Below are 13,306 nucleotides of genomic sequence, written 5' to 3' on the forward strand. Positions count from 1 at the left end.
CTCCATGCTCGTTCCCACGCTCTGCGTGGGAACGCCTCAACGGACGCTCCGCGTTCGGCTCTGGAAGGGACGCGGAGCGTCCCGGGCTGCATTCCCACGCAGAGCGTGGGAACGATCAGGTTCGAGGCAGCTCGATTACAAACCGCGTCCATCCCGCCTCTGATTCGCAATGAATCTGCCCACCATGGGCGCGGATGATCGACTGAGTAATCGCCAATCCCAACCCCGCATGCTCACTGCTGCCTTCCTGCCGCGCCGGATCGGCCCGATAAAATCGATCAAACAGGCGTGGCAACAACTCCGCAGAAATCCCCTCGCCACTGTTCTCGACTGAAATGCGTACCGCGTTCGGTTGATCAACGATCCGCAAGCTCACATCGCCCTCAGCCGGGGTAAACCGCAGTGCGTTATCCAGCAGATTCGACAAGGCCCGGCGCAACATACTGCGATCACCCTCGATCTGCGCATTGCCCTCACGCGTCAGTTTGACCCCGGCGTCCTCCGCCAGCGGCGCAAAAAATTCCAAAAGCACATCTGTTTCATCCGCCAGTTCCAGCGGTTCCCGCTTGGGCATCAGCAAGCCATGATCGGCCTTGGCCAGATACAACATGTCGTTGACCAGTTGTGCCATCCATTGCAGTTCTTCGAGGTTGCTGTGCAGCGCTTCGCGGTAGTCCTCGATCGGCCGGGGGCGGGTGAGGGTGACCTGAGTGTGGGTCAGCAGGTTCGACAGTGGTGTACGCAACTCATGGGCAATGTCGGCGGAAAACGCCGAGAGCCGCTGAAACGAGTCGTCGAGGCGTGCGAGCATGGCGTTGAAGCTGTGGGCCATTTCCGCAAGTTCTGGCGGCATTTGCGCTTCGGGCAGTCGGGCATTCAGCGATTGTGCGGAAATCCCACGGGCGACTGCACTCATGCGTCGCAATGGCCGTAAGCCGCTGCGTGCGGCCCAGGCACCGAGCAACGCCGTCGCCAGCGCTGACAACCCGACGGTCAGCCAGATCAGGTGCTGCATGCGTTGCAGGAAGTGTTGGTGATGGGTGATGTCCAGCAACAAGGACAGTTGCGGTGAATCGGCTTTGTCCGGGTAGAGCGGGGCGTTAAGCACGCGGTAATCGGTGCCGTCATGGCTGATGGTCGACAGGCCGGATTGTTGCGGCAAATCCTTGGGGATTTGCGTCGAACTGTCATACCAGCGCTGGCCGTCAGTGCCGGTAATGCGCAACGACAGATCGGCCTGACGGCTCAGCTCATCCGCCAGCCGTGCTTCACGTTGACCGGGCTGAAGATCCTGCAAGGCGCGGCGCAGGCCGATCAGCTTGCCGTCCAGTTGTTGCTGGTCGAGTTCGATAAAGTGCGCTTCGCTGGCGCGGTTGAACAACACCCCGGCGAACAGCGAAACCACAGCGGTGCAAGCGGCAAACAACAAGGCCAGGCGCGAACTCAGGGACAATCGGCGCATCAGGCGCCACGCTCTTCGAGCACGTAACCCATGCCGCGCACGGTGTGGATCAGTTTGTTGGGGAATTCGTCGTCGATCTTCAGGCGCAAACGGCGGATCGCCACTTCGATGACATTGGTATCGCTGTCGAAATTCATGTCCCAGACCTGTGAAGCGATCAGCGACTTTGGCAGCACTTCGCCTTGGCGACGCAGGAGCATTTCCAATAGTGCGAATTCCTTTGCCGTCAGGTCGATGCGCTGGCCGCTGCGTTCGACGCGGCGACGGATCAGATCCAGGCGCAAATCGGCCAGTTGCAGGCTGGTTTCCTGGGTTGTAGCACTGCCGCGACGCAACAGGCTACGCACCCGCGCCAGCAGTTCGGAGAAGGCGAACGGTTTGACCAGGTAATCGTCGGCGCCCAGTTCGAGGCCGTGAACCCTGTCCTCTACGGCGTCTTTGGCTGTCAGAAAAAGTACCGGCGTATCCAGCCCGGCGCTGCGCACCGCTTGCAGGATCTGCCAGCCACTGCGCCCCGGCAGCATCACGTCGAGAATCAACAGCGCGTAATCACCGCTCAAAGCCAGTTGCTGACCGCTGTTGCCGTCGGCCACCAGTTCCGTGTTGAACCCGGCCTCGGTCAGGCCCTGGCGCAAGTATTGGCCGGTTTTTGCTTGGTCTTCGACGATCAACAGTTTCATGGGCGACTCGGGTGGGTTCGGGGGTGTTGTAGTCACGAAAGCTTTATACCGTGAGCGCTGGCGACAAACGTCAACCTGACAAAGTTGTAATCTGCCTGTCAGGTAGATGCCAGCGCAGGCCGGCTAAAGTTTCCCATAAGCTGAACCTTATCTTGTTGGAGAACGACCATGTTTTTACGCCAATCCCTGGCCTTCTGTTTGTTGGCAATGAGTTCGTCGGTGTTTGCAGCTCCCGCTCACACCTATGATTTCGGCCAGCCAGCGCCTGCCGCCAAAGCCTCGCGCAGCATTGAAGTGGTGATGGGCGATATGTCCTTCGATCCCAAGACCATTCAGATCAAGGCCGGTGAGACCGTTCGCTTTGTGCTGGTGAATAAAGGCCAACTGCTGCACGAATTCAACCTCGGTGACGCGGCGATGCACGCCAAACACCAGCAGGAAATGTTGCAGATGCAGCAAAGCGGCATGCTTACGCCTACCGGCATGAAGGAAATGTCCCACGATATGGCCGGCATGGATCACGCAGCGATGGGCCATGGCATGAAACATGACGATCCGAACAGCGTGCTGGTCGAGCCGGGCCAAACCGCTGAGTTGACCTGGACCTTCAGCAAGGCCACCAGTCTGGAATTTGCCTGCAATATTCCCGGGCATTATCAGGCGGGCATGGTCGGCAAACTGACGGTCAGTCAGTAAGCACTCAAAGGCGCGGGCAAAGGCTGGTAGAATCCGCTGATTATTCAGTCAGGTTTCCGCCATGCATCCCGCAGCCGAACATTCGCCGCTGGGCAAATCCAGCGAATACATCGCCACGTACACGCCGTCCCTGCTGTTCCCGATTCCGCGCACCGCGAAATGGGCCGAGCTGGGCCTGACCGCCGACACCCTGCCGTATAAAGGTGTGGATTTCTGGAACTGCTTCGAGCTGTCGTGGCTGTTGCCATCCGGCAAGCCAGTGGTGGCGATCGGCGAATTCAGCATCCCGGCGGATTCGCCGAATATCATCGAGTCGAAGTCGTTCAAGCTGTATTTGAACTCGCTGAACCAGACGGCGTTTGCCGACGTGGCGTCCTTGGAAGCGACCCTGATCAAGGATCTGTCGGCCGCCGCCGGCAAACCGGTGGGGGTGCGCGTTCGCAGCCTCAAGGACGTTGAAGCGGAAGGCGTTGTGGCGTTGCCGGGCGTGTGCATCGATGATCTGGATATCAGCGTCAGCAACTACGAGCATCCGCGCCCGGAACTGCTGCGTTGCGATGAGTCGCGGATTGTCGAGGAGACGGTGTATAGCCATCTGCTCAAATCCAATTGCCCGGTGACCAGTCAGCCGGACTGGGGCACGGTGGTGGTGGAATATCGTGGATCGGCACTGGATCACGCCAGTTTGCTCGAATACATCGTCAGCTTCCGCCAGCACTCGGACTTCCATGAGCAGTGTGTTGAGCGGATTTTCCTCGACTTGCAGCGCTTGCTGAAACCAGAAAAGCTGACGGTGTTTGCACGTTACGTGCGTCGCGGTGGATTGGACATCAACCCATATCGCAGCACCGAAAGCGTACAGCTGCCGAATCACCGCCTCGTGCGTCAATAAAGATCAACTGTAGGGGAACGCATTGCCAAAGTTGAAATGAAAAGCCCTGCCAGTGATGGCAGGGCTTTTTGCTTTTCGGGGAGAATCAGATCCCCATGCTGCCCAGCGCGTTGACGATGTTGCGCAGGGTGCCGGCAATGGCCGGATGTTCGAGTTCAAAGCGATCAACCGCCAGATTGACGCCGTCAGCGATGCTGGCGTCTTGCGTGGCAGTCTCCAGTTGAATTTCGGATTCAATCTGCGCCATCAGCGCATGCAAATCCTCACGCTCGGCTTCCGACAGCGGCGGATTCTGCTCCAGCTGCTCGCGCAGGGTATCGAGCTGTTTTTGCAGTTCTTGGGCGGGCATGGTGTTTTCCTTTTATCAATAGGCACTGGCATTGACCGCAGCCGCGCGCCAAAGGTCTATGGCTGACCTTTAGATTAATCCACTCCCGGCAAACCTGCATGATCCCGATCAGGGCTTTTCGCCTTTGTGACGGCGCAGGCTGATGTCGGCCAGGCAGGTGTCGAGTTCACCCAAGTGATCGATAACCGAATGCACGCCGAGGCCGAACAACTGCATCGTCGCCTTGCCACGCAGTTGTTCGCGTTCTTTCTGGCTCAGCGCTTGCCATTCGCCCGGCGCCAAGCCGCACAGCGAGCCGCAGGAGGCAAGGCCGATCGTCCACAGACCGGCGTTAAGGCCCGATTGCAGCAAGCGCGGCTCACCACTGACCAATACGCAGCCGTCCAGACTGCTGACGTTCAGGTCCATCAGGGCCTGCCAGCAAGCGTTCGGTGCAGGCCATGGATTGATTGTTGCCGAATGTTGCGCAGGTTTGATCCACGTCGGCAGTGAGGCCGACAAGGACCGGGCGAGGGCAGGGGGCAGCTCATCCAGCCAGACACAGGGAATCTGCTGGCGCTGCAAACTGTGCAAACTGTCGAATGCGCCTGGTGTGGCCTCAGCGTATTCAGGCAGGGCGATCGTCTGTTGCCGGGCGCGGGCACCGAAATCTACCAGGCAACCGCTGAGTCCAAACAGTACCGCGGTCAGTCTGGGCGCAGCGACGGGCAAGGTTTCGGCGTGTGTCATGGCAACATCCCTGAAATAACGATCAGGCTAGGGCGTATCAGTGACAGTTGGATGACAGCGGTGTGAAGGGCGATGCACGAAGCGTCCTACAGACTGCTGCATTGCGCGGACTGTCCAAACGGGCTTTTACGCTTATACTAGCGACCTGAATAGCCGGGCCCAGAGGTCCGCGACAGTACCATTCCAAGGAGTTTTTCTATGCGCTGGAGCAATCCGCTCGCTCAGCTTTGTTTATGTGCCGGCCTGTTGCTGGCTCCGTTCGCCACTCAGGCGGCAACGGAAGAAGACCCTTGGGAAAGCGTTAACCGTCCAATTTTCCAGTTCAACGACTTCGTTGATACTTACGCGCTGAAGCCATTGGCCCAGGGCTATGAGTTCGTCACACCGCAGTTCCTCGAAGACGGCATCCACAACATGTTTCGCAACGTCGGTGACGTCACCAACCTTGCCAACAACATCCTGCAAGCCAAACCGGCTGCCGCTGGCGTCGACACCGCTCGCCTGATCTTCAACACCACCTTCGGCCTGCTCGGTTTCTTCGATGTCGGCACCAAGATGGGCCTGAACCGTAGCGACGAAGACTTCGGTCAGACTCTCGGCTACTGGGGCGTGGGCAGCGGTCCGTATGTGATGCTGCCGCTGATGGGTCCGAGCACCTTGCGTGACGCACCGTCGAAATACGTCGACAGCTACACCGGTATGTACCGCTACATCGACCACGTGCCTACGCGTAACTCGATCTTCGGTCTGAACATCGTCGATACCCGCGCCAGCCTGCTGTCGAGCGAGAAGCTGATCAGCGGCGACAAATACACCTTCATCCGCAATGCCTACTTGCAGAACCGTGAGTTCAAGGTGAAGGATGGCCAGGTCGAAGACGATTTTTAATCTCGACCGATAAAAACAAAGGCGACCTCAGGGTCGCCTTTTTTGTGTGTAGCTATTTCATCTTCAGGATGGTCAGGCCGAGCTTTTGGCCGCCGCCATCCTGTGCCCTGACCCAGACCACTTCGGTCTCTGCCTCAAGGCCGCTGAGTGCGGCGTGATCGGAGTCGATGCGTACGCTCAAACGGTCGCCGACCGCGAACCGACGCGGCGCTTCGACCTGCATGCCACTGCTGGAGAGGTCGATGCACACCCCTGAAATCTGATCGCCTTCATGAATCAACACGATATCGGCATCGACCCGCATGCGGATGAAATCGCGCTTTTCGCTGTAGTCCCGACTGGTTTGACTCATGGTTACGTCCTTCCATTGGGTTACGGTTTGAGCTGTTCTTATAACTCTCGGTGATTTGACAAGTAAAGTCGTCAAGCGACCATCGGCGCATGCTTGAAACGCTCTGCGGATGGGAGTACCGTCTGCGCCTTAGAAGGGCACCTCTGATGTAACCGCGTTTGCAGACAATGCTCGAAAGCGGTGCAGCAGAGAGGCTAGAAAGCGAATCCAGTAGTCTGCGCAGGGCCCGATGCCCCGCCAACTACGCCAACCTAATTCTGGCGCCGTTTGCCCACATGCCAAAAACCAGTGCCACGCTGCTGATAATCGATGATGACGAAGTAGTGCGCGCGAGCCTCGCGGCCTATTTGGAAGACAGTGGTTTCAGCGTCCTGCAGGCCAGCAACGGCCAACAGGGTCTTCAGGTATTCGAGCAAGAACAGCCCGACTTGGTCATCTGCGATCTGCGCATGCCGCAGATGGGCGGTCTCGAACTGATCCGTCAGGTTACCGAGCGTTCACCGCAGACGCCGGTGATCGTGGTGTCGGGTGCCGGCGTGATGAACGACGCGGTCGAGGCTCTGCGCCTGGGCGCGGCGGACTACCTGATCAAGCCTCTCGAAGATCTGGCTGTGCTCGAGCACTCTGTGCGCCGGGCCCTGGATCGTGCGCGCCTGCTGGTGGAAAACCAGCGCTACCGCGAGAAGCTGGAAAAGGCCAACCGCGAGCTTGAGGCCAGCCTCAACCTGCTCCAGGAAGACCAGAACGCCGGTCGCCAGGTGCAGATGAACATGCTGCCGGAAAGCCCGTGGAGCATCGACGAGTTCAAGTTCGCGCACCAGATCATCCCGTCGTTGTACCTTTCGGGTGATTTTGTCGACTATTTCCGTGTCGACGAGCGCCGGGTCGCGTTTTACCTGGCGGACGTCTCCGGTCATGGCGCCTCTTCAGCCTTCGTCACCGTGCTGCTGAAGTTCATGACCACGCGCTTGCTGTTCGAATCCAAGCGCAACGGCACATTGCCGGAATTCAAGCCTTCGGAAGTCCTTGGTCATATCAACCGGGGGCTGATCAGTTGTAAGCTGGGTAAACACGTCACAATGGTCGGTGGAGTCATCGACGAGGAGACCGGTTTGTTGACCTATAGCATCGGCGGCCATCTGCCGTTGCCTGTGTTGTACACGCCTGACAGTGTTCGTTATCTCGAAGGGCGTGGTCTGCCGGTGGGGCTGTTCAATGAAGCCACCTACGAAGACCACGTGCTTGAGCTGCCGCCGACATTCAGCCTGACGCTGATGTCCGATGGCATTCTGGATCTTTTGCCAGAACCTACGCTCAAAGAAAAAGAAGCCGCTTTGCCTCAACGGGTGAAGTCGGCGGGCGGCAGCCTGGATGGTCTGCGGCAAGTGTTTGGATTGGCCACGCTAGGGGAGATGCCGGATGATATCGCCCTGTTGGTGTTGAGCAGGAATCTTTAATGAGTACCGGTAGAATCCAGTTCGCCGAGCAGGACGGCACCTTCGTCCTGAAGTTCGTCGGTGAAGTTCGCCTGACCCTGTGTTCGGCGTTGGATGCGACTATTGAGAAAATCTTCACCGCGCTGAATTTCAACGCGATCGTGATCGATTTGACCGAAACCCGCAGCATCGACAGCACGACATTGGGCCTGTTGGCCAAACTGTCGATCCTGTCGCGGCAGAAGGTCGGCCTGCTGCCGACCGTCGTCACCACCCACGAAGACATCACCCGTCTGCTGCAGTCGATGGGCTTCGAGCAGGTGTTCAACATCGTCAACCACCCGGTGCCATGCCCGGAGTGCCTGGACGACCTGCCGGATCAGGACCAGTCGGAAGAAGTGGTGCGGATCAAGGTGCTCGAAGCGCACAAGATCCTCATGGGCCTCAACGATTCCAATCGTGAAGCGTTTCATGATCTGGTGAATGCCCTCGAGCGGCATTGATCCGCTGAATTGAGGGTAGGCCCTGCTGGCCTCATCGCGAGCAGGCTCACTCCTACAGGGTTCTTCATTCGACACACAATCGCGATCAGACCACCGATCCCCTGTAGGAGTGAGCCTGCTCGCGATAGCTCTCGCAAGAACACTGATGTAATCCAGCGCACACAAAAAAGGGCGAACCTGTGAAGGTTCGCCCTTTTTGCATTTCACCCACTCAAATCACAGCTTGGCCTGCAACAGCGCCTCAAGCTTCTCCTGGTCGCGAGCAAACTGACGAATGCCCTCTGCCAGTTTCTCGGTGGCCATCGCGTCTTCGTTGGACAACCAGCGGAACTGCGCTTCATTGAGGCTCAGACGGGCTTCACCGGCGTTGCCTGGGGCCAGTTTGCGCTCCAGCTTGCCGGTATCGGCCGCCAGCTTGTCGATCAGGTCCGGGCTGATGGTCAGGCGGTCGCAGCCGGCCAGTTGCTCGATCTGATTGAGGTTACGGAAGCTCGCGCCCATGACCACGGTTTTGTAGTCATTGGACTTGTAGTAATTGTAGATGCGGGTAACCGACTGTACGCCCGGATCATCGGCGCCGGTGTAGTCGTTGCCATTGGCCTTCTTGTACCAGTCGTAGATGCGGCCCACAAATGGCGAAATCAGGAACACACCCGCGTCGGCGCACGCGGCAGCCTGTGCGAAGGAGAACAGCAGGGTCAGGTTGGTCTGAATGCCTTCCTTTTCCAATACTTCGGCGGCGCGGATGCCTTCCCAGGTCGAGGCGATCTTGATCAGTACGCGATCACGACCGATACCGGCCTTGTCGTACAGCTCGATCAAGCGATGTGCGCGTTTCAGCACGGCATCCTTGTCGAACGACAGGCGCGCATCCACTTCGGTGGAAATACGGCCCGGGATCACTTTGAGAATTTCCTGACCCACCGCGACGCCGAAACGGTCACTGGCCAGGCCGACATCGCCCTTGCAGTCGCTGACGCAGGCGTTCAGCAGCTCAGCGTAGGCCGGAATGGCCGCCGCTTTGAGCAGCAGGGAAGGGTTGGTGGTGGCGTCGACCGGTTTGACTCGGGCGATCGCTTCGAAGTCGCCGGTGTCGGCAACCACGGTGGTGAATTGTTTGAGTTGTTCCAGCTTGGAAGTCATGGGCGTGCTCTGTCCTATGGGTCTGATGACATTACCCGAGCGCTGACGGCCACTCAAGGGTAGGTGCGTGTATCGATGGCCCCTGCGGCAACAACCTGAAAACAATTGTTTGAAAGGCGGGGCGCGGTATCGATGAATACGATGCCAAAACGGCCAACAGGTTCAAAGCAACCGACCTGCGTACAGATCGGTTGCCCAGGAACTACCCGGCGTTCAACAGGGCTTCGACCGACATGCGCGCCGGTTTCGGTTGGCCGTCAGAAGTCAGCAGGCCGAAGTTCTTCTCGCGGTCGTTACTGCCGGAATCGCTGTTCTTCCATTCGTAGATGGAGGTCAGCGGGATATTGAGTTTTTTAACATCGCCAATAAACGCGTTGATCTTGCTCGCTTGTCCTTCCGGCCCGCCATTGGAGGTGAGCGCCGAAATCCCCCATTCACTGATGATCCCCGGCAGATGGAAGTTTTGCTGAATGAAGTTTTGCGCGTTGCTGATCTGCGTGGCGGTCATGCCGTAGGGGTGATAGGACACCGCGCTCAGGCATTTGGGATATTCGCTGACGATGCGGTTCAGCGCCACGGTTGAAGCCGAGCCGGCGCTAGGTGGGCGGGCGAAGCCGTAGCCGATCACCGGCGTCGATGGCGGTTGCGCCTGCAACGCCTTGCACACGCCGCTCATGAACGGCACAAACGTCGTGTCGAACTTGCCTGTCGGCCAGTAGGTTTCCAGATCGGGTTCATTCCATAGCTCGATCGCCACCAGTTGCTTGCCGTACGACTGTTGCAGCCCTGTCACGGCGTTGCCGAAGCCTTCACCGGCGGAGTTCAGCTCGGCGCTCGATGTGGCCGGCAACGGCTTGATCGCGCGGACCGTCAGCAACACCGGCAGGCTCGCCGATTGCGCCACCGCAAAGGCGTCGCTGACCTGTTTCTGATAAGCCTTGGCCGTCAGGCTGTCGCTCCACACACCGAAGCGGACAAACCCGAAGCCAGCCGATTTGATCTGCGCGGCGTCGGCGGCCGTGAAGTTCTGGATCTTTACTTGTACGCCGATGTTCTTGGCCGGAAGGTTGGGAAACAACTCGCTGGCGTGAAGCTGGGTCGTAGCCCCCGCCATCATTAACGCCAAAGCGCCGAGTTTTTTGAGAGGTGTTGATTTCATGTCTGTTCTCCCGAAGAGAAGTGACAACTGCGAATAAATGATCTCGTTTCTCAATTTTCGAGTGAGGTAATGGCGCTTAGTGCACGAATGTTATTTTTTGTCGGAAAACAATCACTCGAAAATCACAGTTATTTTTAGTCCGCTAATTGTGGTTGGGGGGCTTTTAAACGCTGTGGTACTTAATACTTCGGTACTAACAGGGCGAATCTATTTCTGAGTGCAGGAAGATCTTGAGGGTTCATTCAATTGCTCTCGAGATGTTGGCCGTTTGACATTACACAGGAAAGTAAAACCTTGTTCAGAAAGATCCTTGTCGTTTGCGTGGGCAATATATGCCGTAGTCCGACGGCAGAACTGATGCTGCGTAACGCGCTGGCCCCTTCAGCGATCACCGTCTCCTCCGCAGGCCTGTCGGCGCGGGTTGGCGAAGGTGTCGAAGCTTCCGCCCGGCAAGTGCTGGAAGACCATGGGCATAGCGCCGAAGGCTTCAGGGCACGGCAACTGACCGCCGACATCGTCAATGAATCAGACCTGATTCTGGTCATGGAAAAACAGCATGTTAATCAAGTACTGAAGATTGCCTCTCACGCCAGAGGCAAAGTGTTTCTGCTCGGCAAGTGGCAGAGCGAGCGCGAAATACAAGACCCGTATCGTCAAGGCAAGGCCGCTTTTATTCATGCCCATGCATTGATTGAAGATGCTGTTAGCTCATGGGCGCAACGCCTCGCGCGTTGATAAATATTCTTCAGATCAATGAATGGTAAGAACAGACTTATGCAGTTACCGTCCGTCATCGGCACCCGCGACAATGATCAAGACAGTATTGATCTTCTCGGCATATTCGGCAGTTTGATCGACCAGAAATGGTTGATCGGCGCGCTCACCGGCGCCTTTATGGTCACCGGTGTGGCCTATGCAGTGTTGGCCACGCCCGTGTACCTGGCGAATGCGCTGGTGCAGGTCGAGCCGAAAAAGAACGACATGCTAGGGTTTTCCGACCTCAATAGCATGCTCGGCGGGCAATCACCGTCGGTGACCGAAATCGGCATCATCAAATCCCGCGCGGTGATCGGCAAAACCGTCGACGACTTGCGCCTGGATATCGATGTCACCCCCAACACCTTCCCGATGATTGGCGGCTTTCTCGCCCGGCGTTATCGCGGCGAGACTGAGACCAGCGTCGCTGCGCCGCGTTTCGGTTTGACCAGCTACGCCTGGGGTGGTGAACGCCTGGAGTTTGCCCGGCTGAATCTGCCGAAAGAACTGCTGGGCAAGAAACTCACCCTGATTGCTGGCGAACAAAAGCGCTTCCAGTTGCTCGATGACAACGACAACCTGCTGGTAGAAGGCACGGCGGGCGAAGCCTTCGCGCAGGATGGCGTAGAAGGGCAGATCACGCAGTTGTTGGCTAACGCAGGTACGCGTTTCGAAGTGGTGCGCAACCCTCGGATCGTGACCATTCAGGGTTATCAGGACGCGCTGGACATCTCCGAGCAGGGCAAGGAATCGGGGATTATCAAACTGGCGCTGGCCAGCAGCGACGCCGCTGAAGCGGTGAAGATCCTCAACAAGATTGCTGCGCTGTACGTCGATCAGAACGTGCGCCGCACCTCGGCGGAAGCGGCGCAAAGTCTGGCTTTCCTGCAAAGCCAGTTGCCGCAGGTCAAGCGTGATCTGGCCAAGGCCAGCGATGCGTTGAACGCTTACCAGACCCACGGCAAGACCGTGAACATCTCGCTGGAAACCCAGTCGGTGCTCGGTCAGTCGGTGGCGCTGGAAACGCGAATCTCCGAGCTGAAAATGCAGCAGGCGGAGATGGATCGCAAGTTCACCAAACAGCACCCGGCCTATCGCGCGTTGATGAGCCAGATTGGCGAACTGACCCAGCAACAGAAATCGCTGGAAGGTAAAGTCGGCGATCTGCCCGCGACACAGCAGGAATTGCTCAACCTGACCCGCGATGTCGAAGTGGCCTCGCAGATCTACACGCAGTTGCTGAACAAATCCCAAGAGCTGGACATCGTCCGTGCCGGCGCGGTGGGTAACGTGCGTCTGGTCGACGCGGCGGATGTCGACCTGACCAGTCCGGTCAAACCGAAAAAAGCTCTGATCGTTATCATCGCCACCTTCCTCGGTGCCTTCGTTGGTGTGGCGCTGGTGCTGCTGCGTAAATCCCTGAGCCGTGGTCTGGAAGGCCCTGAGGCCATCGAGCAACTCGGTTTGCCGGTGTACGCGTCGATTCCGTACAGCGCCTTGCAGGATGAAGAAGACAACAAAAAAGGCCGCGCCCGCGACGGTGTCGACAAACCGGCGTACCTGCTGGCCCTGCGTAACCCGACGGATCTGTCGATCGAATCGATCCGCAGCCTGCGCACCTGCCTGCACTTCGCCGGGCTCGATTCGACCAACAACCGCATCATGATTTCCGGGCCGAGCCCGCAGGTCGGCAAGACCTTCGTCTCGTCCAACCTCGCCGCCGTCATGGCCCTGAGCGGCCAGCGTGTGGTGCTGATCGATGCCGACATGCGCAAAGGACACCTGCACAAAACCCTCAACACGCCGATCACCAACGGCTTGTCCGACCTGCTGGTCAAGCGCTGCAGTATCGATCAGGCGATCAACAAAATCGAAGTCGACAACCTGCACTTCATCAGTCGTGGTCAGGTGCCGCCGAATCCTTCCGAACTGTTGATGCACGCCAACTTCCGCGAGCTGCTGGCGGAACTGAGCGAGCGCTACGACCTGGTGATCATCGATACGCCGCCGCTGCTGGCGGTGACCGATGCGGCAATCGTTGGCCGTGAAGCCGGGATCAGCCTGATCGTCACGCGCTTCGGGGTGAACCCGGCCAAAGAGATCGAACTGACCATTCGCCGCTTCGCGCAGAACGGCATCGAGCTCAAAGGCGCGGTGTTCAACGGCGTCGAGAAGCGCGCCGCCAGCTACTACGGCAACGGCGGCTACGGCTATTACAACTACGAATACGCGTCCGACAAATCCTGACTGTCAGCGACTGT

14 protein-coding genes are annotated in these 13,306 nt (G+C 58.2%); 7 read left to right on the forward strand and 7 right to left on the reverse strand.

Annotated features, from left to right (window positions below; all coding sequences use genetic code 11):
* Nucleotides 1-115: 115 nt before the first annotated feature.
* Both ACM6IN_RS07565 and ACM6IN_RS07570 read right to left on the reverse strand, forming a co-directional pair.
* On the reverse strand, nucleotides 116-1,462 hold the full coding sequence (locus tag ACM6IN_RS07565; RefSeq protein WP_414915692.1) for a heavy metal sensor histidine kinase: 1,347 nt from the start codon (nucleotides 1,460-1,462) through the stop codon (nucleotides 116-118).
* Nucleotides 1,462-2,142 carry a heavy metal response regulator transcription factor gene (locus ACM6IN_RS07570; protein WP_064392816.1) on the reverse strand — a complete coding sequence of 227 codons (681 nt, stop codon included), beginning with the start codon at nucleotides 2,140-2,142 and terminating at the stop codon, nucleotides 1,462-1,464. Before ACM6IN_RS07570 ends, ACM6IN_RS07565 begins: the two co-directional genes overlap by 1 nt.
* 168 nt (nucleotides 2,143-2,310) lie before the next feature.
* Here ACM6IN_RS07570 and ACM6IN_RS07575 point away from each other — a divergent pair, with 168 nt between their 5' ends.
* A complete protein-coding gene (locus ACM6IN_RS07575; RefSeq protein ID WP_414915693.1) occupies nucleotides 2,311-2,838 on the forward strand; it encodes a plastocyanin/azurin family copper-binding protein in 528 nt (175 codons plus the stop codon).
* A gap of 61 nt (nucleotides 2,839-2,899) precedes the next feature.
* Nucleotides 2,900-3,730: an NADPH-dependent 7-cyano-7-deazaguanine reductase QueF gene (queF, locus tag ACM6IN_RS07580; protein WP_414915694.1), complete on the forward strand. Its 831-nt coding sequence runs from the start codon at nucleotides 2,900-2,902 to the stop codon at nucleotides 3,728-3,730.
* 85 nt (nucleotides 3,731-3,815) lie between these two features.
* On the opposite strand, the gene ACM6IN_RS07585 is transcribed toward queF, so the two are convergent.
* Together ACM6IN_RS07585 and ACM6IN_RS07590 are read right to left on the reverse strand one after the other, a co-directional pair.
* Nucleotides 3,816-4,079, reverse strand: coding sequence for a DUF4404 family protein (locus ACM6IN_RS07585; protein WP_007910520.1), 264 nt, complete (start codon nucleotides 4,077-4,079; stop codon nucleotides 3,816-3,818).
* A 108-nt stretch (nucleotides 4,080-4,187) separates the two neighbouring features.
* Nucleotides 4,188-4,808, reverse strand: a complete 621-nt coding sequence (locus ACM6IN_RS07590; RefSeq protein ID WP_007910521.1) for a hypothetical protein — start codon at nucleotides 4,806-4,808, stop codon at nucleotides 4,188-4,190.
* A gap of 198 nt (nucleotides 4,809-5,006) precedes the next feature.
* Between ACM6IN_RS07590 and ACM6IN_RS07595 the strand changes: the two genes are divergently transcribed.
* Nucleotides 5,007-5,696, forward strand: coding sequence for a VacJ family lipoprotein (locus ACM6IN_RS07595; RefSeq protein WP_007910522.1), 690 nt, complete (start codon nucleotides 5,007-5,009; stop codon nucleotides 5,694-5,696).
* Between the two features lie 52 nt (nucleotides 5,697-5,748).
* On the opposite strand, the gene ACM6IN_RS07600 is transcribed toward ACM6IN_RS07595, so the two are convergent.
* Nucleotides 5,749-6,048: a PilZ domain-containing protein gene (locus tag ACM6IN_RS07600; protein ID WP_095114311.1), complete on the reverse strand. Its 300-nt coding sequence runs from the start codon at nucleotides 6,046-6,048 to the stop codon at nucleotides 5,749-5,751.
* Between the two features lie 275 nt (nucleotides 6,049-6,323).
* Between ACM6IN_RS07600 and rssB the strand changes: the two genes are divergently transcribed.
* Nucleotides 6,324-7,505, forward strand: a complete 1,182-nt coding sequence (rssB, locus tag ACM6IN_RS07605; protein WP_042705031.1) for a two-component system response regulator RssB — start codon at nucleotides 6,324-6,326, stop codon at nucleotides 7,503-7,505.
* A complete protein-coding gene (gene rssC, locus ACM6IN_RS07610; RefSeq protein ID WP_003226553.1) occupies nucleotides 7,505-7,987 on the forward strand; it encodes an anti-sigma factor antagonist RssC in 483 nt (160 codons plus the stop codon). Before rssB ends, rssC begins: the two co-directional genes overlap by 1 nt.
* Nucleotides 7,988-8,203: 216 nt before the next feature.
* Here the strand turns inward: rssC and tal are convergent, their stop codons facing one another.
* Together tal and ACM6IN_RS07620 are read right to left on the reverse strand one after the other, a co-directional pair.
* A complete protein-coding gene (gene tal, locus ACM6IN_RS07615) occupies nucleotides 8,204-9,130 on the reverse strand; it encodes a transaldolase (protein ID WP_007910528.1) in 927 nt (308 codons plus the stop codon).
* A gap of 202 nt (nucleotides 9,131-9,332) precedes the next feature.
* Nucleotides 9,333-10,289, reverse strand: coding sequence for a glycosyl hydrolase family 5 (locus tag ACM6IN_RS07620; protein WP_414915695.1), 957 nt, complete (start codon nucleotides 10,287-10,289; stop codon nucleotides 9,333-9,335).
* 294 nt (nucleotides 10,290-10,583) lie between these two features.
* Between ACM6IN_RS07620 and ACM6IN_RS07625 the strand changes: the two genes are divergently transcribed.
* Both ACM6IN_RS07625 and ACM6IN_RS07630 read left to right on the forward strand, forming a co-directional pair.
* Nucleotides 10,584-11,024, forward strand: coding sequence for a low molecular weight protein-tyrosine-phosphatase (locus tag ACM6IN_RS07625; RefSeq protein WP_007910532.1), 441 nt, complete (start codon nucleotides 10,584-10,586; stop codon nucleotides 11,022-11,024).
* Nucleotides 11,025-11,063: 39 nt separating this feature from the next.
* Nucleotides 11,064-13,292 (forward strand): polysaccharide biosynthesis tyrosine autokinase, encoded by a 2,229-nt coding sequence (locus tag ACM6IN_RS07630; RefSeq protein ID WP_414915696.1) that lies wholly within the window; start codon nucleotides 11,064-11,066, stop codon nucleotides 13,290-13,292.
* Nucleotides 13,293-13,306: the final 14 nt, after the last annotated feature.

The organism is Pseudomonas sp. IT-P395 (assembly GCF_949767675.1).
GTDB lineage: Bacteria > Pseudomonadota > Gammaproteobacteria > Pseudomonadales > Pseudomonadaceae > Aquipseudomonas.

What these genes read in the sequence shown, in the direction of transcription:
- rssB (WP_042705031.1), top strand. Translation starts at nt 6,324, where the DNA reads ATGCCAAAAACCAGTGCCACGCTGCTGATAATCGATGATGACGAAGTA.
- ACM6IN_RS07570 (WP_064392816.1), bottom strand. Translation starts at nt 2,142, where the DNA reads ATGAAACTGTTGATCGTCGAAGACCAAGCAAAAACCGGCCAATACTTG.
- ACM6IN_RS07595 (WP_007910522.1), top strand. Translation starts at nt 5,007, where the DNA reads ATGCGCTGGAGCAATCCGCTCGCTCAGCTTTGTTTATGTGCCGGCCTG.
- tal (WP_007910528.1), bottom strand. Translation starts at nt 9,130, where the DNA reads ATGACTTCCAAGCTGGAACAACTCAAACAATTCACCACCGTGGTTGCC.
- ACM6IN_RS07600 (WP_095114311.1), bottom strand. Translation starts at nt 6,048, where the DNA reads ATGAGTCAAACCAGTCGGGACTACAGCGAAAAGCGCGATTTCATCCGC.
- ACM6IN_RS07585 (WP_007910520.1), bottom strand. Translation starts at nt 4,079, where the DNA reads ATGCCCGCCCAAGAACTGCAAAAACAGCTCGATACCCTGCGCGAGCAG.
- ACM6IN_RS07590 (WP_007910521.1), bottom strand. Translation starts at nt 4,808, where the DNA reads ATGACACACGCCGAAACCTTGCCCGTCGCTGCGCCCAGACTGACCGCG.
- ACM6IN_RS07575 (WP_414915693.1), top strand. Translation starts at nt 2,311, where the DNA reads ATGTTTTTACGCCAATCCCTGGCCTTCTGTTTGTTGGCAATGAGTTCG.
- ACM6IN_RS07620 (WP_414915695.1), bottom strand. Translation starts at nt 10,289, where the DNA reads ATGAAATCAACACCTCTCAAAAAACTCGGCGCTTTGGCGTTAATGATG.
- queF (WP_414915694.1), top strand. Translation starts at nt 2,900, where the DNA reads ATGCATCCCGCAGCCGAACATTCGCCGCTGGGCAAATCCAGCGAATAC.
- rssC (WP_003226553.1), top strand. Translation starts at nt 7,505, where the DNA reads ATGAGTACCGGTAGAATCCAGTTCGCCGAGCAGGACGGCACCTTCGTC.
- ACM6IN_RS07630 (WP_414915696.1), top strand. Translation starts at nt 11,064, where the DNA reads ATGCAGTTACCGTCCGTCATCGGCACCCGCGACAATGATCAAGACAGT.
- ACM6IN_RS07565 (WP_414915692.1), bottom strand. Translation starts at nt 1,462, where the DNA reads ATGCGCCGATTGTCCCTGAGTTCGCGCCTGGCCTTGTTGTTTGCCGCT.